Origin of the sequence: Nocardia vinacea (genome assembly GCF_035920345.1) — a bacterium.
GTDB classification, from domain to species: Bacteria; Actinomycetota; Actinomycetes; order Mycobacteriales; family Mycobacteriaceae; genus Nocardia; species Nocardia vinacea_A.
This window is the reverse complement of record NZ_CP109149.1, coordinates 5,998,950-6,023,354: the sequence shown is the minus strand read 5'-3', so window position 1 is coordinate 6,023,354 and position 24,405 is coordinate 5,998,950. Positions and strand designations below refer to the sequence as shown.

Genomic DNA, 24,405 nt, shown 5'->3' with positions numbered 1-24,405 from the left:
ATCGATGACCGCCCGCGTCCCGCGGCGGACAATACGGCCTACGTCATCTTCACCTCCGGATCGACCGGACGCCCGAAAGGTGTTGCGGTATCGCACCGTTCGATTTTGGCCAACCTGCGGTGGCGCCAGCGGCTGTATCGACTACGCGGCGATGATGTGGTGCTGCAGAAGACGCCGTTCACCTTCGACGTCTCGGTATGGGAGTTCTTCTGGCCGTTGCAGGTCGGTGCGCGACTGGTGATCGCGGCGCCGGATGGTCATCGCGATCCGGCATATCTGGCGCGCACGATCGCCGAACGCGGTGTCACGGTCGCGCATTTCGTGCCTTCCATGCTCGCGGTCTTCGCGGCCGAACCGCAGATCGAAAGTGCGGCACGGACCCTGCGCCTGGTATTCGCCTCCGGCGAGGCGCTACCGGCCGCCACCGCGGCCGCCTTCCGCGATATCAGCGGCGCGACACTGCACAACTTGTACGGCCCCACCGAGGCTGCCGTCGATGTCACCGCGCACGAGGTCACCGCCGCCGACAGCACGACCGTCCCCATCGGCGCGCCCGCCGATGACACCGAATTGCTGGTGCTGGACGACAATCTGCGGCCGGTGGCCAGTGGCGTCATCGGTGAGCTCTATCTCGCCGGCGTGCAGCTGGCTCGCGGCTATGTGGCCCGTCCTGGACTGACGGCCGACCGCTTCGTGGCCAATCCGGAAGGCGCGCCGGGCGACCGGATGTACCGCACCGGCGACCTGGTCCGCTGGCGCACCGATGGCGGGGGTGGTCCGGACGAACTGGAATATCTGGGCCGCATCGACTTCCAGGTCAAACTGCGCGGGCTGCGCATCGAACTCGGCGAGGTCGAGGCGGCACTGCTGCGCAATGAGCAGGTCGCGCAGGCCGCGGTGCTGCTGCATCGGCATGCGGGCGGCGATCATCTGGTCGCATATGTGGTGGCCCACCATGGCGTCACCGTTGATCCGGCCACCGTGCTGGAATCCACCCGCCGGGACCTACCGGACTACATGGTGCCGTCGCTGGTGGTTGTCCTCGACGAAATGCCGGTCAATGCCAATGGCAAGCTCGATCGGCGAGCACTGCCGGAACCGGTATTCGGATCGGCCGCATACCGGGAACCATCGACCGAGGCAGAGGTGGCCGTCGCCGAGATCTTCGGCCAGCTGCTGGCGATGGATCGAGTCGGCGCGGACGACGACTTCTTCGCGCTGGGCGGCAACTCGCTCCTTGCCACCCGCGCCATTGCCCGAATCGGGGCCGCGCGCGGCATTACCGTCGATGTCCGCGATTTTTTCGACCGCCCGACGGTAGCGGCGCTGGCCGGGTCGGCACGGACCGGAGCCGCACGACCGGCGCTCACGGCAGCCGCGCGACCGCAGCATATTCCACTGTCCCCGGCGCAGCGGCGTATGTGGTTTCTCAACCGGTTCGGCACGCACACCGAATCCGCCTACGTCTTCGATACGGCAGCGGTGGACAATATTCCGGTCGCACTGCGGCTACGCGGTGCACTCGAGGTCACCGCCATGTCCGCGGCGATCACTGATCTCGTTGCCAGGCACGAGATCCTGCGCACCGTCTACCCGCAGACCGCCGATGGTCCAGCCCAGGTGGTGCGGCCGGTGCACGCCGTGTTCGACCTGTCGCCGAGCGATATACCCGAGGCCGAACTCGCCGCCGCTGTATTGGCCAGTGCGGTACAGGGATTCGATGTCACCGAGGAGATCCCGGTCCGGGTGCGGTTGCTGCGCAGCGGACCCGAGGACCACACATTGGTCCTGGTGGTGCATCACATTGCCGCCGACGGTGTCTCGATGGGACCGCTGATGCGCGATCTCGTCACCGCCTATGCGGCCCGTCGCGCCGGACGCCGACCGGACTGGGCGCCGCTGCCCGTGCAGTATGCGGACTACGCGCTGTGGCAGCAGCAGGTGCTCGGGAGCGAGGAAGATCCGGAATCGGTGGCCGCGCACCAGCTCGGGTTCTGGGCCGCCGAATTGGCCGACCTGCCCGCACAGCTGGATCTGCCCGCCGATCGGCCCCGCCCCGCGGTCGCGTCCTACCGCGGGGCGACCCATGAGTTCGCCATCGACGCGGAGCTACGCCATGCGATCGACCGGATTGCCGCCCGCAGTCGAGCGACGCCCTTCATGGTGGTCCATGCGGCACTCGCCGTCCTGCTCGCGCGCCTGTCCGGCACCGCCGATATCGCCATCGGCACACCGGTCGCGGGACGCGGCGAACGCGCCCTGGACGACCTTGTCGGCATGTTCGTCAATACCCTCGTGCTGCGTACCGAGGTTCGAGGCGAGCTGAGCTTCGCCGACCTCGTCGCCCATGCACGCGAGCGCGATCTGAATGCATTCGCGCACAGCGATATTCCCTTCGAACGTCTGGTCGAGGTGGTGAATCCGGCGCGGTCGCAGGGCAGGCATCCGCTGTTCCAGGTCGCGCTGTTCATGCAGAACATCGGGCCGATCGCATTGACGATGCCCGGCTTGGATGCGGAGCTGGTCGATTTCGATCCCGGCTTCGCAAAATTCGATCTGCAGCTGACACTTTCCGATATCGAGGCGGGCTACCGCGCCGAATTCACCTATGCCACCGATCTGTTCGATGCCGCGACCGTGCGTGAGTTCGGCATCAAATTTCTCCGGCTGCTGCGCGCGGCGGTTGCCGATCCGGATATCGCGGTCGGCGATATCGAACTCCTGGATGCGGGTGAACTCGATTACGTCACCGCCAGCTGGAATGCCAGCGGGCACAAGGTCGCCGATCGCTATCTGCACGAAGGTTTCGACAGCCAGGTTCGTCGCACGCCGAATGCCATTGCCCTGGTGTCCGATACCGCCGAACTCACCTACGCCGAACTGTCTGGGCGGGCCAATCGCCTTGCGCGCCTGCTGATCAGCACCGGCGTCGGCCCGGAATCGCTGGTCGTGCTCGCGATGCCGCGCTCGATCGAGCTGGTTGTCGCGATGTACGCCGTACTGCGCGCCGGCGGCGCGTATGTGCCGGTGGATCCCGGGCAGCCGGCCGAACGCAGCTGGCACATCCTCGATACCGCCCGGCCGCATTCGGTACTCACCACGCGCGGTACCGGCTTCGCCCTCCCCGCGACCGTGCCGCCGAGCGTGCACCTGCACCATATCGACGAAGTGGACCTGTCGGAATACTCCGCGGCGAGGATCGTCGATAGCGAGCGCCGTGCGGTGCTGCGGCCTGAGCACCCCGCCTACGTAATCTTCACCTCCGGCTCGACGGGCCGACCGAAGGGCGTATCGGTCGAGCACCGCGCCATCGCCAACCAACTCGCCTGGATGCACGCCGAATATCGGCCGCGCGTCGGCGATGTCTATCTGCAGAAGACCGCGACCACCTTCGACGTTTCGCTGTGGGGATACTTCCTGCCGCTGCGCGCGGGCGCGACCCTGCTCCTCGCCTCGCCCGATGGCCACCGCGATCCGCGCTACCTCGCGGAAACCATTGCCCGCCACGGCGTCACACTGACCGATTTCGTGCCATCGATGCTCGCGGTTTTCACCGCCCATGCCGAGGCGAACGAACTCGATTCGCTGCGCGATGTTTTCGTCATCGGGGAGGCATTGCCGCCGGACGCCGTCGCGGCCTTCCACGCGGTGAGCGATGCCGCGCTGCACAACCTGTACGGCCCGACCGAGGCTGCCGTATCCATTACCTACCGCGAGGTCACGGTCGACGACGAGCTGGTGCCGATCGGCGAACCGCAGTGGAATTCCCAGGTGTACGTGCTGGATGCGCGACTGCATCCGGTACCGATCGGGGTACCCGGCGAATTGTATTTGGCCGGTGACCAGCTGGCCCGGGGCTATCACGGCCGGGTCGATCTGACCGCGGATCGCTTCGTGGCCAACCCTTTCGGCCGAGCGGGTGCGCGAATGTATCGCACCGGGGATCTGGTGCGCTGGAGCGCCGATGGGGAACTCGGCTACCTCGGCCGAATGGACTTCCAGGTGAAGTTCCGTGGTCAGCGCATCGAGCTCGCCGAGATCGAGACGGCACTACTCGCGGTGCCGGAGGTGAGTCAGGCCGCGGTACGGCTGATCGATGGCGACTATCTCGCGGGGTACGTGATTCGCACGCCGGGCAGCGTTTTGGATCTCGATGCTGTCAAGGCCGGGCTGGCCCGTCGTCTTCCTGGATACATGGTGCCGACCGCGCTGGTCGAGCTGCCGGAATTCCCGCTCAACACCAGCGGCAAGCTGGACCGCAAGGCGCTGCCAGTGCCGGTGCTGCGGCAACAGAGCTTCCGAGCACCGACCAATGCGGCACAACGGCTGGTCGCCGCGGTATTCGCCGAGGTACTGCGGGTGGAACGAGTCGGCCTCGATGACGATTTCTTCGCGCTCGGCGGCAGTTCGCTGGATGCCACCCAGGTCACCGCACGGGCGGGGGAGGCCACCGGCACGCGCATCCCGGTGCGCGCCCTTTTCGACGCCTCGACGGTCGAGGGATTCGCGGCTGCCGTCGACGAGCTCACCAGAGCGGGTGCGTCCGCGCGGCCGCTGGTGCGCCGTGAGCGTCCGGCCCGCATTCCGCTTTCGCCCGCCCAGCAGCGGCTGTGGTTTCTCAACCGGATCGAAACCCAGGACGGCGCCGCCAGCGTTTACAACCTCCCGGTCGTGCTCCGGCTCACCGGCAGGCTCGATGTCACCGCGCTGGAGCATGCGGTGCTCGATGTACTGTCCAGGCACGAATCCCTGCGCACCATCTACCCGGACAGCGAATCCGGTCCGTACCAGTCGATTCTGATACCGGCCGACATCGGCCTGACCCTTAATCCAGTACCTGTCGAACGTGCCGATCTGGCGGCCGCCATTACCGCGATCACGACCGCCGGATTCGATGTGACCACCGAACTGCCGTCGCGCGTCGCACTATTGATCGTCGATCGGGTGGACGACCGGCGCGGCATTTCTGGCGACGAATACGTGCTGGTCTTCGTCGTCCACCACATCGCGGCCGACGCACTTTCGATGACACCGCTGATCACCGATCTGGTGCACGCCTACCTGGCCAGATTAGGTACCGCATCGCGCGGCGATTCGATGGGTGGGCCCAGCCGGAAGCCGGATTGGCGTGAGCTGCCGGTGCAGTACGCGGATTACAGCCTCTGGCATCGTGAACTGCTGGGCGCCGAGGACCGGCCGGGTGATCTGGCATATCAGCAGTTGCGATTCTGGCGCGCCGTTCTCGACGGTATGCCGACCCAACTCGCGCTGCCGACCGACCGGCCCCGCCCCGCGCTGCCCTCGAATCGCGGTGCCGCAGTGGATTTCGAGATAGCTCCCGAGTTGGCCGCCGCCCTGCGCGTACTCGCACATCGCAGCGGCGCAACGCTGTTCATGGTGGTGCACGCGGCCTTCGCGGCGACGATTGCGAGATCGAGCGGCACCGATGACGTGGTGATCGGCTCGCCCGTCGGAGGTCGCGGCGAGCGCCAACTCGACGCGCTCATCGGCATGTTCGTGAACACCGTGATACTGCGGACTCCGGTCGATGCGGCAGCCACCTTCACCGAACTCCTTGCGGGCGTGCGCGCTTGCGACCTTGCTGCCCTCGCGAATGCCGATCTGCCGTTCGAGCGGCTTGTCGATGCCATGGCCGTGGATCGCAGCACCGGCGCGCACCCGCTGTTCCAGGTGCTGTTCAGCTTCGGTGCGGCACCGCGCATTGTCGCGGGCAGTCGGGCGCTCGCAGTCCCGTGGCTCACCGTGGAACCGCTCGAATCGCCCGATCCCACCGCGAAATTCGATCTGCACCTAGTGGTGAACGAACGCGCCGGTGATCACGGGCTCACCGGCAGCCTGCGCTATGCCACCGATCTGTTCGATGCGGCGACCATCGCTGCGTTCGTCACCCGCTTTCGGCGCGTGCTCGCCACTGTGGCGGATGCGCCCGAGACCCGGATCGGCGAGATCGAGCTGTTGGCTGCCGACGAGCGGTCTCTGTTGGACCGTTGCAATGACACCACGCACCCCCTCGACGAAACCGCGACGCTCGCTTCGTTATTCGCCGAGCAGGTGGCGCGAGCGCCGCGAGCGCCCGCGCTCACCTTCGAGGGCACAACGCTGTCCTATGCCGAATTCGCCGGACGGGTGAACCGCCTGGCGCGCTGGCTCATAGCGCAGGGCGCTGGCCCGGATTCGCTTGTCGCACTGGGCATGCGGCGCTCAATCGATCTCGTGGTCGGCATGTATGCCGTCACCGTGGCGGGCGGCGGCTATGTACCGCTGGATCCGGATCATCCGGCCGAACGCACCGGCTACATCCTCGATACCGCCGCTCCGCTCTGCGTGCTGACCTCAGGCATGGGCCTGGGTATCGAGGCCGCGCAGGTCCGTATCGATCGACTCGACCTTTCCAGGTATTCGGCCGCGCCGGTTACCGATGCGGATCGGCGCGCGCCGTTGCGGGCCGCCAATACCGCCTATGTCATCTTCACCTCGGGCTCCACGGGTCGGCCCAAGGGTGTTGCGATGAGCCACCGCGGTATCGTGAACCGGCTGCTGTGGATGCAGTCGGCGCATGTCGCGCTCGATGGCACCGATGCGCTGCTGCAGAAGACGCCGGTGACCTTCGATGTTTCGGTGCCGGAGTTTTTCTGGCCGCTGCAGGCCGGTGCCCGGCTGGTTCTGGCACGTCCGGATGGTCATCAGGATCCGGTGTATCTGGCGGATCTGATTCGGCGCGAGTCGATTACGGTCGCGCACTTCGTACCGTCCATGCTCGCCGTCTTCGTCGCGGACGATATCGATGTGCCCACACTGCGGCACGTGTTCTGCTCAGGCGAGGCGCTACCTGTCACAATCGCGCAGCGGGCACGGGCGGTTACCGGCGCGCGGGTGCACAACATGTACGGGCCCACCGAAACGGCGGTCGAGGTCAGTGCATACGAGGTGACCGATGCCGATAGCGGTCCGCTGCCGATGGGCCGGCCGATCTGGAATACCCGTGCGTATGTGCTCGATGCGCGGTTGCGTCGGGTGCCTGTCGGTGTGCCAGGTGAGCTGTATCTGGCCGGAACGCAGTTGGCCCGCGGCTATCTCGGTCGCGCCGATCTGACCGGTGAGCGGTTCGTCGCCGATCCATTCGGTCCGGCCGGTGCCCGGATGTATCGCACCGGCGATCTGGTCGTCTGGCGGGCGGCGGATCAGCGGGGTGTGCTGGAATTCCTCGGCCGCACCGACTTCCAGGTGAAGGTCCGCGGCCTGCGGATCGAACTCGGTGAGATCGAGTCGACATTGCTGTCGGTTGCCGGTATCGCGCAGGCCATCGTCCTGGTTCGCGACGACCACGGCGACCAACTGGTCGCCTACCTGGTGGCGGACGGTGAACTCGATACCGACCGTGTTCGAGCCGAACTCGCTCAGCGGCTACCCGCATACATGGTTCCGTCGGCCTTTGTGGTCCTCGACGGCTTTCCCGTCACCGCCTCCGGCAAGCTGGACCGAAAGGTATTGCCCGCGCCAGCTTTTGCGGCGGCCGAATTCCGCGCGCCGAGCGACCGCGCGGAAACCGTTGTCGCCGAGACGTTCACCGCGTTGCTCGGTGTCGACCTGGTCGGTGCGGATGACGACTTTTTCGCCCTCGGCGGCAATTCGCTCGTCGCCACGCAACTCGCGGCCCGGCTGTCCAAGGCGACCGGCGGGGATGTACCCGTGCGCACCATCTTCGACGCATCGACAGTGCGTGAGCTGGCGCGTCGAATCACCTTCGAACCGGACGCGGCACCTCTGGCCTTGCCGCCGTTGACGGTTCAGGATCGCGATGAGCCGATTCCGCTGTCGATCGCCCAGCAGCGCATGTGGTTCCTGAACCGATTCGACTCCGCGAGTGGCGGATACAACATCCCGTTCGCGCTGCGCCTCACGGGTGTGCTGAATGTGCCCGCGCTGGAACGTGCGATTGCCGATGTCATCGCCAAGCACGAGACACTGCGCACTATCTATCCCGAACACGACGGCGCCGCAACGCAGGTGGTGCTGCCCGCCGGGACCAAGTTGGTGGAACTCGTCGCTCGTGCGGTGCCGGCGGCCGAGTTACCCGAACTCATCGCCACCGCCGCCCAGACCGGATTCGACGTCACGACCGAAGTTCCGCTGCGTGTCCGGCTACTGCGAATCGACGACGGCGAATCCGGCAGTATGTCCCGCCAACAGGTGTACGTACTGCTGTTCGTCGTGCACCACATCGCCGCCGACGGCTGGTCTTTTGCGCCGCTGACCAGGGATCTGGCTACCGCGTATGTGGCCCGCTGTGCGGACGTCGCACCGTCGTGGAGTCCGCTCACCCTGCAGTACGCGGACTTCGCGATCTGGCAGCGCGTTGCTCTGGGCCGGGCCGATGACAAGGGTTCGCTGCTGGCCCATCAGCTGCGGTACTGGACCGGCCGGCTCGCGGGCGTTCCCGAGGTATTGCCGCTGCCCACGGACCGGCCGCGCCCTGCGGTCGCCTCGAACCGAGGCGGTGCCATTACCGGCCGTCTCGATCGGGTATTGCACCAGGGCATCCAGGATGTGGCGGCCGCCCATCGGGTCACCCCGTTCATGGTGCTGCACGCCGCGCTCGCGGTACTACTGAGCCGCCTGAGCGCTACCGACGACATCGTCATCGGTACGCCGGTCGCGGGACGCGGTGACGAAGCCCTGGACGAGCTCGTCGGCATGTTCGTCAATACGTTGGTGCTGCGTACCGAAGTGTGCGCCGATGCCACGCTCGGTGAGCTCTTGGCCACCGTCCGCACAGCCGATCTGGCGGCCTTCGATCACGCCGCGGTGCCTTTCGAACAGCTCGTCGATGTGGTGAATCCCGTCCGCTCGCAGGCACATGCGCCGCTGTATCAGGTGGCGATGACATTGCAGAACCAGTCCAAGCCGGACTTCAGACTGCACCGTTTGAGTATTGCCGCGCTCGATATCGGGCCCGCACCGATCCAACTGGATCTGGACTGGACGCTGACCGACCGCTACGACACCGCCGGCGCGGCCGACGGCATCGATGTGCATCTGCACTACGCACTGGACCTTTTCGACAAGGCAACCGTTGACGGGTTCCTGGCAGGTTTCGAGCGGGTAGCACGCGCCATAGTGCGTGACGTGCGAACCCTCGTCGGCAGTGTCGAGTTGATGTCGGTGGCCGAACGCGGACTGCTGCTTTCGGATCGCAATGCCACCGCGCGGCCACTGCCTTCCGAGACCCTCGACGACCTGCTGACAGCCCGCGTGGCCGCGACACCCGATGCCGTTGCGGTGATCTTCGAGGAAACCTCGGTGACCTACGCGGAACTCGAAACCAAGGTGAATCGCCTTGCGCGCTGGCTCGTTTCGGCAGGCGTCGGTCCGGAGACGATCGTCGGACTCGCCGCCCTGCGATCTGTCGACATGCTCGTCGCCATATTCGCGATCGTGCGCGCGGGCGGTGCTTATCTGCCGTTGGATCCGACTCATCCGGCCGACCGAATCGCGCAGGTGATCGACAGTGCCGCACCGGCTCTGGTGTTGGCCGTCGGCGGCGCGAAACTGCCTGACCTCGATGATGTCCGCGTTGTCGATCTCGCCGACCTGAGCGGTTTCGACGCCGAGCTGAGCGCCAGAGCGCCACTCCGCCGCGACAATACGGCGTACGTGCTGTTCACGTCCGGCTCGACCGGACGACCGAAGGGCGTCGCGGTCACCCACCGCGCCATCATGAACCAGCTGCGCTGGCTCGAATTCCGCTACGGCGTCACCGCCGCCGACCGCATTCTGCAACGTGCCCCGCTCACCTTCGATGTCTCGGTGTGGGAGTGTTTCCTGCCGATCGCGGTCGGTGCACCGCTGGTGATTGCCCGTCCGAGCGGCCACCTCGACCTGGCGTATTTCGCCGGACTGCTGCGCGAACACGGCATCACCATCGCCGAATACGTGCCATCGGTACTCGCGGCGCTCATCGGTGAAGGCATGGGTGATGCGCTGCGCTCCTTTCGCCATCTGCACTGCGGCGGTGAGGCGCTCACCCCGGACCTGCTCGCCGCAATTCGCGAATATGCCGGCGGCGCGGTGCACAACGCGTACGGCCCGACCGAGGCGGCGATCTCGGCGATCTATCACGAATTCACCGACGCCGATTCCGGCCGTGATGTCGCCATCGGCCGTCCGTGCTGGAACACCCGCGCCTATGTGCTGGACGCACGGTTGCGGCCGGTCCCGGTCGGTGTCACGGGCGAGCTGTATCTCGCGGGCGACCAACTGGCCCGCGGTTACCACGGCCGCGCCGGACTGACCGCCGAGCGCTTCGTGGCCGATCCGTTCGGTGTGCCCGGGCGGCTGATGTACCGCACCGGCGATCTGGGGCGCTGGAATCGCGGCGGCGATCTGATCTATCTGGGCCGCAATGATTTCCAGATCAAGTTGCGCGGTCAACGGATCGAACTCGGGGAGATCGAGTCGGCGCTGACCGGGGTGGCGGGCGTGACTAATGCCGCGGTGATATCGACGCGCGACACCTCCGGCTACGACTGCCTGGTCGGCTATATCAGTGGGGCGGAGCTGTCCTCGGATGCGGTACTCGCGCAGGTGCGTGAGCAACTGCCTGGATACATGGTGCCCGCGCATTTGGTTGTGCTCGACGAGATGCCGCTGACCACGGTCGGCAAACTCGATCGCGCGGCGCTTCCCGCAGTCGAAGTCGCCGGTAGCGCAATGGAATTCCGTGCACCGCAGGAAGGCACCGAATCGGTACTCGCGGCACTGATAGCCGACCTGATCGGTGGCGTGCGGATCGGCGCGGATGACGATTTCTTCGCGCGCGGTGGCAATTCACTATTGGCCATGCGCCTCGTGGCACGAGCGAACGCGGCCTTCGGCAGCGCGCTGACCGTGCGCGAGATCTTCGGAGCGCCGACCGTGGCCGAATTGGCGCTGCGGGTGACGCACGCCGATGTCGTGCGGCCTGCGCTGGTGGCGCGCGATCGTCCGGAGCGAATTCCGTTGTCGCTGGCGCAAACTCGGATGTGGCTGTTGAACCGGCTCGATCCTGAATCGGCCGTCTACAACATTCCGATCACCATCCGCCTGACCGGTGCATTGGACGAATCCGCCTTGCGCGCCGCGCTGGGCGATGTTGTCGCCCGGCACGAGTCGCTGCGCACCGTGTTCCCTGCGGACAGTATCGGTCCCGCGCAGATGGTGACCGAATCGACCGAATTGGAGCTGCGGCGGGTCGATATCACCGAAGCCGACCTCGCCGCAGCGGTTGTCGGCTTCGCGGGAATCGGGTTCGATCTGCGCACCCGGATGCCAGTGCGTGCCACGCTGTTCCGGATCGCGTCCGACGATCATGTGCTCGTCGTGGTGGTGCACCACATCGCCGCCGACGGTGTCTCAACGGCCCCGCTGGCGCGGGATCTGATGGTGGCATACAGCGCTCGCACCGAAGGTTCGGCACCGCGGTGGCAGCCGCTGCCGGTCCAGTACGCGGACTTCACACTGTGGCAGCACGAAGTGCTCGGCTCGGCCGACGATCCGGACTCCGTACTGGCCCGCCAGATCACGTATTGGCGCACCGAACTCGACGGACTCGCCCCGGTGCTCGAATTGCCCGCCGATCGGCCGCGTCCCGCCGTGGCCTCAGGTCGCGGTGCCGCGGTCGAGTTCGCCATCACTTCGGAACTGACCGCCGCGATCGCGCAGCTGGCGCGTAAGCATGGGGTGTCGTCGTTCATGGTGGTGCACGCCGCCTACGCGGTATTGCTGGCCCGCTCGGCCCGGGTGGAAGATATCGCTATCGGGACCCCCGTCGCGGGCCGGGCCGAGGCGGCGCTGGACGATCTGGTCGGCATGTTCGTCAACACCCTGGTATTGCGCACCGAGGTGGCGGCCGAAGCGGCCTTCGCCGAACTGCTCGGGCGGGTGCGCGCCACCGATGTCCGGGCCTTCGCACATGCCGACCTGCCATTCGAGCGTCTGGTCGATGAGCTGAATCCGATGCGCTCGCAAGCGTATTCACCGATCGTGCAGACATTGCTCACCTTCGAGCACCGTGACGATACGGTGCTGCGCCTACCCGGACTCGAGGTCGCCGCGTATCCCATCGACAATCGGGTCGCCCAGTTCGACCTCGCGCTCGAACTCGCGGAGGGCGACGGTACCGCGCTACGTGCCGTCATGCGCTACGCGACGGATCTATTCGACCGGGCGACGGTCGAATCGTTCGCGGCCCGCTTCGTACGCGTACTCGAGGCGGTGGTCGCCGATTCCGCCATACGTGTCGGCGATATCGAGCTACTGGACAGGAACGAGCTGTCCCTGCTCAATCGATGGAACGACACTTCGTTCGCGATAAACCGGTCACCGACTCTGGTTTCGCTGTTCGAGGAACAGGTACTGCGGACACCCGATGCGGCCGCGGTGACGTTCGAGGGGCGAAGTCTGGCCCACCCGTCACCCGACCACCACCCCTCAACGAGTCGCTACGCGACGCTGACATACTCCGAGTTCGCGGGCCGGGTCCATCGGCTGGCGCGATGGCTCGTCGGGCACGGCGTCGGCCCGGATTCGGTTGTCGCGCTCGGCATGCGGCGTTCTCTCGACTTGGTGGTCGGCATGTACGCGGTCACGGTCGCCGGTGGCGCGTACCTGCCGCTCGATCCCGACCATCCGGCCGACCGGATCGCATATGTGCTCGAGACAGCGCGCCCGGTGTGGGTGCTGACCTCGGGTGTTGATCTGGAAACGGTTGCGGCACGCCAGGTCAGGATCGATCGTCTCGAACTGACGAGATATTCACCCGCGCCGCTGACCACGATGGATCGGCTCGGCGTGCTGTTGCCGGACCACCCCGCATACGTAATCTTCACCTCCGGCTCGACCGGCCGTCCGAAGGGCGTCGCGGTATCGCATGCCGCGATCGTCAACCGGCTGACATGGATGCAGTCCGAGTACAGGCTCAATGCCGACGATGCGGTGTTGCAGAAGACACCGGCGACCTTCGATGTCTCGGTCTGGGAGTTCTTCTGGCCGTTGCAGATCGGCGCGCGACTGGTGGTCGCGCGGCCCGACGGTCATCGGGATCCGGCTTATCTTGCGCGGTTGATCAGCGATGAAGGAATCACCGTCGTGCATTTCGTGCCGTCGATGCTCGCGGTATATCTGGCGGAACCACGTGCGCGCGAATGCGTCACGCTGCGAGCGCTGTTCGCCTCAGGTGAGGCGCTGCCCGCACCGACCGCGCAGCGGGCCCGTGAGCTGACCGGTGCCCGCGTGCACAATCTGTACGGGCCGACCGAGGCAGCGGTCGATGTCACCTTCCACGAGGTGACCGATGCCGACGCGGAGTCGGTGCCGATCGGCAAGCCGGTATTCAACACCCGATTGCTGGTGCTGGATGCACGGATGCGGCTGGTGCCGGTGGGTGTACCCGGTGAGTTGTACCTCGCGGGTGAGCAGTTGGCGCTCGGCTATGTACGTCGGCCGCAGCTGACCGCTGAACGTTTCGTCGCGAATCCCCATGGCGGCGTGGGGGAGCGGATGTATCGCACCGGTGACCTGGTCCGGTGGACTGCGAACGGCGAGCTGGAGTACCTGGGCCGCACCGACTTCCAGGTGAAGCTGCGTGGGTTGCGCATCGAACTCGGCGAGATCGAATCCGCGCTCACCGCACTGGATGTCGTCGATCAGGCCGTCGTCGTGGTGCGTAGCGACGAGCGGCTCGGCGATCAGTTGGTCGCCTACCTGGTGGCAGACCTGGCAGTCGATATCGACGACGTGCGCGCGGAATTGGACGTCGCACTGCCCGCCTATATGGTGCCGTCGGCCTTCGTCGTGCTCGATGCTTTCCCGCTCAATACCTCCGGCAAGCTCGATCGCGCCGCGCTGCCCGCTCCCGTATTCGAGACCGCCACCTACCGAGCTCCCGCGACCGAGACCGAACAGACCGTCGCCGGGATCATGAGCGAACTGCTCGGCATCGAGCGAATCGGCGCCGACGACAACTTCTTCGCACTCGGTGGCAATTCACTGATCGCCACCCAGTTGGCCGCCCGGCTGGGTACCGCGCTGGATGCCGAAGTCCCTGCGCGGATGGTGTTCGAGGCACCTACCGTTGCCGGAATAGCCACCCGCGCCGCCCTGCGCACCGGCACCGGCGCTCGTCCGAAGCTCACCGCGCGCCCGCGCCCCGACCTGATTCCGCTCTCGCCCGCACAGCAGCGGATGTGGTTCCTCAACCGATTCGATCCCGGCGAGACGGTGAACAATATTCCGGTTGCGATCCGCCTCACCGGAGATCTCGACACCGATGCGCTCGCCGCCGCGCTGGCCGATGTCGTCGCCCGGCATGAAACCCTGCGCACCATATACCCGGATGTCGATGGCACCGGTTTCCAGCGGATTCTGGATGCGACGCACGTGCCCGAAATCGTCGAGCTGGATCCGTCGGCACTGGTGGACCTGGTTGCCACACCTTTCGATGTCACAACTGAAGTACCGCTGCGCATCGGCCTGGCCACCCTGTCGGATCGCGAGCACCTATTCGCTCTCGTGGTGCATCACATTGCGGCGGACGGCTTCTCGATGGCGCCGCTGGCCCGCGATATCACGACCGCATACGCGGCACGCGCCACCGGCACCGCACCGACATGGACGGACCTGCGTGTGCAGTACGCGGATTACGCCCTCTGGCAACGCGAGATCCTCGGAGTCGAGGGCGATCCGGAATCGGTGGCCGCACAGCAACTGCGCTACTGGAGCGGCGTACTCGGCGGGTTGCCCGCTCAGCTCGATCTGCCCTCGGATCGGCCGCGTCCCGCCATTGCCGGTCACGCCGCCGCGAGCGCCACCATCGGGCTCGATGCCGCGATCCGCGACGGCATAGCCGCCCTTGCCGGACGATACGACGTCAGCCCGTTCATGGTCGTCCATGCCGCGCTGGCCACGTTGCTCGCGCGACTTTCCGGCATGGATGACATCGCCATCGGCGCGCCGATCGCGGGCCGCGGTGCCGCCGCCCTCGACGACCTCGTCGGCATGTTCGTCAACACACTGGTGCTGCGCACCGAGGTGGCGGGCTCGGACTCCTTCGCCGCCGTACTGCGTCGGGTCCGCGATGGTGACCTGGATGCCTTCGCCAATGCCGATGTGCCGTTCGAGCGGCTGGTCGAGGTGTTGGATCCGCCGCGGTCCGAGGCACGGCATCCGCTGTTCCAGGTCGCGCTGTTCTTCCAGAATCTCGCTCACGTAGCGGTGGAGCTGGCGGGCGTCACTGTCGCCGAATACGAGATCGACTACGAGACAACACGATTCGATCTGCAACTGACCGTCGGCGACGACGCGCTTCGCTTCACCTACGCGACCGACCTCTTCGACGAGTCGACCATCGCGACGATCGGCGCACGCTTCATCCGCCTGCTCGGCGCGGTGATCGACCATCCGGAACAGGTGGTCGGCGATATCGATCTGTTCGATACCAGTGAGCTGGAACGAGTGGTGACCGCGTGGAACGACTCCGCGCACACCGCATTCGTCGCGGAAATGCTGCTCGACGAATTCGAGCAGCAGGCGGCCGCGACGCCGGACGATATTGCCTTGGTCTTCGACAAAACCACCATGACCTACGGCGAACTGGACGGCAGGTCCAACCAACTGGCCCGACATCTGATTGCGACCGGCGTCGGCCCGGAGTCATTGGTGGCATTGGCTATTCGGCGTTCGCCCGATCTGGTGGTCGCCATGTACGCGGTGCTCAAGGCGGGCGGCGCCTATGTCCCGATCGACCCGGATCATCCGGCCCAGCGCATCGTGCACATCATCGACACCGCGGCACCTATTGCACTGCTCACCACCGAGGGGGATCGTCAGGACTTCGGATATGACGGGGCGACAGTGTGTGTCGATACCGTTGCGCTGGACGGCTACGCCGATGACCCGATCGCGGTGAGCGAGCGGACCGCACCGATTCACCCGCAGAACCCTGCCTACGTGATCTTCACCTCGGGTTCGACCGGAAAACCCAAGGGCGTCAGCATTTCCCACGCCGCGATCGTCAACCAGATGACGTGGATGCAGTCCGAGTACCAGCTGACCGCCGAAGACGTATACCTACAGAAGACGGCGACCACCTTCGATGTCTCACTGTGGGGGTACTTCCTGCCGCTGCGCATCGGCGCAACGCTGGTGCTGGCTGCCCCGGACGGCCACCGCGATCCCGGCTACCTCGCCGACGTAATCGCCGAATATGGCGTGACCGTCACCGATTTCGTGCCATCGATGTTGACCGAGTTCGCGAGACATGTCGAAACCGCTGCCGATCTCGGCACATTGCGCACGGTATTCGTCATCGGCGAAGCACTGCCCGCCGAGACCGTCCGAACCTTCGGCGCGGTGAGTTCCGCGCGCCTGCACAACCTGTACGGCCCGACCGAGGCCGCGGTGAGCATCACCTACCGCGACGTCACCGGTGAAATCGACCGCACCGTCATGCCGATCGGCAATCCGGAATGGAACAGCCGCGTGTACGTGCTGGATTCCCGGCTACGACCGACGCTGCCCAGGGTCGCGGGGGAGTTGTATCTCGCGGGCACCCAACTCGCCCGCGGCTATCACGGCAGGCCCGATCTGACGGCGGACCGGTTCGTAGCGAACCCATTCGGACCTGCGGGCGAACGCATGTATCGGACCGGCGACCTGGTGCGCTGGGACACGAGTGGCCTCACCCCTGAACTCGTATACCTGGGCCGCACCGACTTCCAGGTGAAGTTCCGCGGCCAGCGCATCGAGCTCGGCGAGATCGAGGCCGTACTCGCGACGGTGCCCGGTGTTTCACAGGCCGCAGCCGGCGTGGTCGCCGACCGGCTCGTCGGCTATGTGGTGGGTGATGCACAAGATGTGCGCACGGCAGTTCTGGCGGCCGCGGTGGATGCGTTGCCGTCGTACATGGTCCCATCGGCGATCGTTGTACTGGCCGCCTTCCCACTCAACACCTCCGGCAAATTGGACCGAAAGGCGCTGCCGGAGCCGGTATTCGACAGCGTCGCCTACCGTGCGCCGGTCACCCCGGCCGAACGGTTGGTGGCCGAGGCATTCGAGGCGGTACTCGCGCGGTCGCCGATCGGTGCCGACGACAACTTCTTCGACCTCGGCGGCAACTCACTCATCGCCACCCGGGTTCTGGCCCGGCTCGGTCGCGTGCCCGTGCGATTGCTGTTCGAGGCACCAACCGTGCACGCCTTCGCGGCACGCCTGGCCGCTCTAGCACGTGACCAGGTCGTACCACTGATCGCCGGGCCACGCCCCGAGCGCATTCCGCTCGCACCGGTACAGCGCGGCATGTGGTTCCTCAACCGGCTGGACCCGGACTCGGCCGTCCACAATATCCCGGTCGCGGTACGCATCGGCGGCGAGTTGGACCAGGCTGCGCTGTGTGCCGCGTTCACGGATGTGATCACCCGCCACGAGGCACTGCGCACGGTATACCCGGCCGATGTGGACGGGATCGGACACCAGGTGATCCTGCCCGCCGAACCGGCACCGGTATCCCTCGTCGTCGAGACCGCCGGCTCGGTGGACGGGCGCATCGCCGATTTCCTCGGCACTGGCTTCGATATCACCGCCGAGGTGCCGGTGCGCGCGATACTGCTGCGGGAGCACGCGACCAGCCATGTGCTCGTCGCCGTGCTGCACCACATCGCGGCGGACGGCTATTCGATGGGCCCACTGCTGCGAGACCTGTTGTCGGCCTACCTGTCCCGAGTTGTCGGCGGCACCCCGGTCTGGCCGGAACTCGCCGCACAGTACGCCGATTACGCGCTCTGGCAGACGGCCGAGCTGGATTCGGTAGCAGCCGAACAACTCACCTACTGGACCGAAGCGCTGCGGGATCTGCCGGAAGAACTGGCATTGCCCACCGATCGGCCACGCCCAGCTGTCGCGTCAAAGCGTGGCGGCACGGTGCGTGCCCGCATCGGCGGTGGTGTCGGCGCCCGCATCCACGAACTTGCCGCGCGTCACAACGCAACCCCCTTCATGGTGGTGCATGCCGGACTTGCCGTGTTGCTGGCTCGGCTCTCGGGCTCGAGCGATATCGCCATCGGCACCCCGGTCGCGGGCCGCGGCGCGGCGGCGCTGGACGACCTGGTCGGCATGTTCGTGAACATCCTGGTGCTGCGCACATATCCGGACCCGTCCCGTTCGTTCACCGATCTGCTCGACCAGACCAGAACAAACGATCTGGCCGCGTTCGCCCATGCGACCGTGCCGTTCGAGCGCGTCGTCGATGAACTCGGCATCGAGCGCTCGCAGTCCAAGCATCCGCTGTTCACCGTGGCGCTGAGCTATCTGAATACCGGCACGGAGGAACTCACACTGCCGGGCCTGGAACTGGCGGCCGTCGAATTCGATGAACCGGTGGCGCGCTTCGATCTCCAGTTCACCGTCGCGGCGGAACTCGACGCCGAGGGTCACCTGGCAATCGAACTCGACTACGCGACAGACCTTTTCGAAGCTGCGACCGCCACCGGACTGCTCCGAAGGTTCGGTCGGGTCCTCGGCGCACTCACCGCGAATCCGTCCGCGCCGATCGGCACCATCGATGTCCTCACTCCGGCCGAACGCACCGAACTGCTGGCCAGGCGGGGCGATGAACCTGTGCCGCCGCATACCCTCGCCGAACTGATCGCCGCAGCGGTCGCCATGAATCCCGATGCCCTCGCGCTGATTTCGAACGACCGTGAGCTGACCTATCGTGCACTGGACGAACACTCGTCCCGCCTGGCCAGGATGCTGATCGGACACGGCATCGGCGCCGAGGACTTCGTCGCCGTGGCCATCCCGCGCTCCGCCGAATCCATGCTCGCGGTCTGGGCGGTGGCCAAGACCGGTGCGGCCTTCGTCCCCGTCGACCCGACGTATCCGGCAGATCGAATCGCACACATGCTGTCGGATTCCGGTGCCACCGTGGGCCTTACACTCACCGCATGCCGCCCGGCGCTGCCCGGCACCACCGAATGGCTGGTACTCGACGCACCGGCTACGGCGGCCCGCATGCGGCATTCGAGCGCGGCACCCCTTGCTCCCGATGAGCTGATCCGTCCGGTGCGCGTGGCCAATCCCGCGTGGATGATCTACACCTCGGGGTCGACCGGCACCCCCAAGGGCGTACTCGCCACCCACGGCGGCCTCGCGGGAGTGGCGCGTGCACAGCGGGATCGCTACCAGGTCACCGCGACATCCCGCGTCCTGCACGTGGCATCGCCCAGTTTCGACGCCTCCATGCTCGAACTCTTGCTGGCCCTGCCCGCTGCCGCCGCACTGGTGATCGCTCCCGCCGGTGTTTACGGCGGCTCGGAGTTGACCGCGTTCGTCCGGGATCAACGGGTGACCCATGCCTTCATCACCCCGGCGGTGCTGCGAACACTGGATCCCGACGAACTCCCGGAACTCACCCACCTGACCGTCGGCGGCGAATCGTACGGCCCCGATATGGTGCGACGCTGGGGAACTGGGCGTGCGTTCCACAACACCTACGGTCCGACCGAGACCACGATCATCACCAATATCAGCGCACCGCTGCGGCCCGGCGAATTCGATCTGGGCACCACCATTCACGGCATGTCCGCGGTGGTGCTCGATACTCGATTGCAACCCGTCCCGGATGGGGTGACCGGCGAACTGTACTTGCGCGGGCCGGGTCTGGCTCGCGGATATCACGCGCGGCCGGGACTTACGGCGGATCGTTTTGTCGCCGATCCCTACGGTCCAGCGGGCGGGCGGCTGTACCGGACAGGTGATCTGGTGCGCTGGACCACATCCGGCGCTATCCAGTACGTCGGACGTGTCGACCATCAGGTGAAGGTGCGCGGTCTGCGCATCGAACTCGGTGAGATCGACGCGGTGCTCTCGGCCCATGAGAGCGTCGAATTCGCGGTGACGATCGGACACACCGATGCCGCAGGTTCAGTTTCGCTGGTCGCGTATGTGGTAGCGGACCGAGCGATCGACACCGCGCAGCTCACCGCCTTCGCCGCACAATCGCTGGCCGCCTATATGGTGCCCGCCGCCATCATGGTCCTCGACGAGATCCCGCTGACCCCGGTCGGCAAGCTGGACCGCAAGGCACTGCCCGCACCCGAGTTGCGTACCGCGACCTTCCGCGCACCGGAGACGGCCGCCGAGCGGATCGTGGCCGAGGTCTTCGCCGAGGTGCTCGGCTTGGCAGCGGTCGGTCGCGATGACGACTTCTTCGCCGTCGGTGGAAACTCGCTGACCGCGACACAATTGGCCGCACGACTGGGTGCTCGATCGGACACCTCGGTCGGCGTGCGACTTGTCTTCGAGAACTCGACCGTATCGGCCTTGGCCGCCGCTCTCGACACCACTGCGATGCGTGCACGTCCGGCACTGACCCGGCGCATCGACACCGGTCCGATCTCGCTTTCGCTGGCACAGCAGCGCATGTGGTTCCTCAACCGCCTCGACCGCCAGTCCACCGCCTACAACATCCCACTGGCCGTGCGACTCACCGGTGGCCTCGATATCACCGCACTCAATGCGGCCATCACCGACGTGGTCGAACGCCACGAAGTTCTGCGCACCGTATACCCGCAGCACGAAAGCGGCCCGGTACAGGTTGTTTTGCCGATGGCCGATGCGGGAGCGCCGGTGCTGGCCGCAATTCCGGTGCCCGTCGACGATCTGACCTCCGCGGTCGCGGATTTCGTCGGCGGGGGATTCGATGTCACCGACTCGGTGCCGTTGCGCACCAGGCTATTCCGGCCGGTGGCGGGCCCGACAGCTCTCGGTGAGCACGTGCTGGTCGTGGTCGTACACCACATCGCCGCGGACGGCTCGTCATTGGTACCGCTAGCACGTGACGTAATGACCGCCTACGCCGCGCGTAAGCACGGCATGCCACCGGAATGGCCGCCACTGCCGGTGCAATACGCGGATTACAGCCGCTGGCAACGGGATCTGCTCGGCAGCGAAAGCGATCCGGATTCGCTGATCTCCCAGCAACTCCGCTTCTGGACCGAAACCCTCACCGGACTGCCCGCACAACTCACCCTCCCCACCGACCGCCCCCGACCCGCCATCGTCTCCACCCGCGGGCGACATGTCGATTTCACCATCGACGCCGACATGCAGGCGAGATTGGCGGATTTGGGCCGCAACACCGGCGCGACACTGTTCATGGTCCTGCACGCCGCCTTCGCGGTACTGCTGGCCCGCCTGTCCGGCACCGCCGATATCGCGGTCGGTACCCCCGTCGCGGGCCGTGGTGCGGCCGAACTCGACGATGTGGTCGGCATGTTCGTCAATACGCTCGTGCTCCGTACCCAGGTGGACGCGGCTACTGGCTTCACTGAACTCCTGGATCGGGTACGCGCCGCGGATGTCGCCGCCTTCTCCAATGCCGACGTACCGTTCGAGCGGCTGGTCGAGGTGCTGAATCCGGAGCGCTCGACCGCGCGGCATCCGCTGTTCCAGGTCGGCTTCTCCTTCCACAACCAGGCCGAAGCGAAATTCGCACTGGACGGATTGACCGCCATCGCAGTCGATTTCGACTCCGAAGTATCGCAATTCGACCTGCATCTGGTCGTCACCGACCGCTACGGCCCGGATGGAAATGCGGCAGGCATGGCCGCATCGATCACCTATGCCACCGCGCTGTTCGACGAAGCCACGGTCGCCGGTTTCGCCGGACGACTGCAACGCCTGCTGGCCGCGATCTGCGCCGAACCGCGGCTGCCGGTCGGAGATCTGGCGCTACTCGACACCGCCGAACGCGACCGGATGCTGGTGTCCTGGAATCGGACCGAACACGAATTCACTCCCGCCACCCTCATCGCCGCCTTCGAGGCACAGGTCGTCGAGACGCCCGATGCGGTGGCGATTGTCGATGACGAAGTAACGGTCACCTACGGCCAGTTCGCCTCGCGGGTGAACAGACTCGCCCGCGCGCTCATCGGTCGCGGCGTCGGCCCGGAATCGCTGGTGGCCCTGGCCATTCCGCGCAGTGTCGACCTGCTGGTCGCAATGTACGCGGTGGTGACCGCGGGCGGCGCGTATGTCCCGCTCGATCCGACCCACCCGCTCGACCGGACCACGAGCGTACTCGCCGCCGCCGATCCGGCCTTGGTGCTGACCTCGGCCGAGCAGCCGATGCTGCCGGAGTCGGTGGCGGATCACGATGTGGTGCTGGATATCTCGGTTGCCGCCGGTGTGCTCGACAGCGGACCGATTCGTGCTGAAGAGCGGCTGTCGGCGCTGACTTCCGCGCATACCGCCTACGTCATCTTCACCTCGGGATCGACCGGAACGCCGAAGGGCGTCGCCGTCCCCCATGTCGCAGTCGCACACCAATTGGATTGGCTGCAAATGGAATACGTGCTCGAGCCGGACGACGCCACGCTCCTGATGACCTCGGCGGCCTTCGATCTCTCGGTCTGGGAGTTCTGGTGGGCCATGCGTACCGGTGCCCGAGTGGTACTGGCACCACAAGGCGCACAACGTGAGCCGGCGAGCGTGCTGGATCTGATCCGACGCGCCTCGGTCACCACGGTGACGCTGGTGCCATCGCTGCTGGCCATGCTAGACGTCGGCGGCGATCAGCGACTGCCGAGATCGCTGCGTCGACTGCTCGTCATCGGCGAGGCACTGCCCGTCGCGACCGTCGACCGGATCGGGGCTCGCACCGCCGCCAGGATCGATAACCTGTACGGCCCCACCGAGGCAGCCGTCTCGGTGACCCGGTTCCGCACCGGCGCCGGTATCCGCCAGACGGTCGTCCCCATCGGCACACCGGAATCCGGAAACCGGGTCTACGTACTCGACGACCGGCTGCACCCGGTGCCGACGGGCGTGACCGGTGAGCTGTACCTGGGCGGCGCGCAGCTGGCCCGCGGCTATCACGGCAGACCCGACCTGAGCGCGGAACGGTTCGTGGCCAACCCATTCGGCGCACCCGGCACCCGGATGTATCGAACCGGCGATATGGTCCGCTGGGGTGCGGACGGCAACCTCGAATATGTGGAGCGCCGCGACTTCCAGGTGAAGGTACGCGGCTACCGCATCGAACTCGCCGAAATCGAGCACGCGCTGCGCTCACGTCCGACGGTCGCCGAGGCCGTCGTGATCGCTCATCGCGGTGACCTGCTGGTCGGGTATTTCACCGCCACCGAGCCGATCGATCCGAACGCGCTGAAATCCGCGCTGACCGAAACCCTGCCGAGCTACATGGTTCCGACCGTGCTGATCCAGCTGAATGCCCTGCCGCTCAACGCCAACGGCAAAGTCGACCGGACCGCACTACCCGAGCCCGAGTTGGACATCCGAGAATTCCGGGCTCCGGAAACACAGCTGGAGCTGCTGGTCTGCGCCGTCTTCGCCGAGTCGCTGGAGGTCGAGCGAATCGGCATGGACGACAACTTCTTCGAACGCGGCGGCAATTCACTCCTGGCCACGCGACTGGCAACCCAGCTGAGTACCGCACTCGCCGAACAGATCCCGGTGGTATGGCTGTTTGCCGCGCCGACACCCGCGAACCTGATCACGCAACTGGAACTGCACCGCTCCGGCCGCGGCCGCGTCGACGTGCAAGCCGCCTTCGATGTCCTATTGCCATTGCGCCCCGGAGGTTCTCGCGAACCGCTGTTCTGCATCCACCCGGTCGGCGGTGTCGCCTGGTCGTTCGCGGGTCTGGCCGCACATATCGATCCGGAGCGCGGCATCTACGGCATCCAGTCCCCGGTACTGAATTCGGCGGCGGCACTGCCGGATTCCATCGAGAACTGGGCCGGACACTACGTCCGCGAAATCCGCGCGGTACAGCCCGACGGCCCCTACCACCTGCTCGGCTGGTCGCTCGGCGGTGTACTCGCACACGCCGTCGCGAACCAATTACAGGACCAGGGCCAACATGTCGCGCTGCTGGCCATGATGGACAGTCCGCTGCACATCACGGTGGACGAGACGGCGACGGTACCGGTGGCCGATCTGCTCGGCGGGCTGCTCGGCGAACAGGCCGACGACACCGATACCGAACTCGATCGCACCCGACTCGCCCGGCGCATCGCCGAACTTCCGGAACCGTTCGCATCCTTCGGATTCGATCGGCTCGGCCGGCTCCTCGACGCGGGCACGCACTCCCTGGAGCTCATCACCCGCTACCGCCCTCGGCCCTATAAGGGCAATCTCGTCTATTTCACCGCCGCACTCGACGACCCCACCGGGGCCACCGGCGCGGCCAGTTGGTCCGACGCCGTCGACGGCACCGTGCACAACCACGCCGTCCAGGCCACGCACTGGCGCATGACCTCCGAATCCGCCCTCGGCCGCATCGGCCACGTCCTGACCAATGTCTTGGCTCACGCCGACCGGGCCTGA

1 protein-coding gene (cut by a window edge) is annotated in these 24,405 nt (G+C 66.3%); it reads left to right on the top strand.

The genetic code is table 11. From position 1 onward, the window contains the following. On the top strand, positions 1 to 24,405 hold the 3' portion of the coding sequence (locus OIE68_RS27355; RefSeq protein ID WP_327093945.1) for a non-ribosomal peptide synthase/polyketide synthase. It extends 846 nt beyond the left edge of the window; only the last 24,405 of its 25,251 coding nucleotides appear in the window; its start codon lies beyond the left edge, outside the window; the stop codon is at positions 24,403 to 24,405.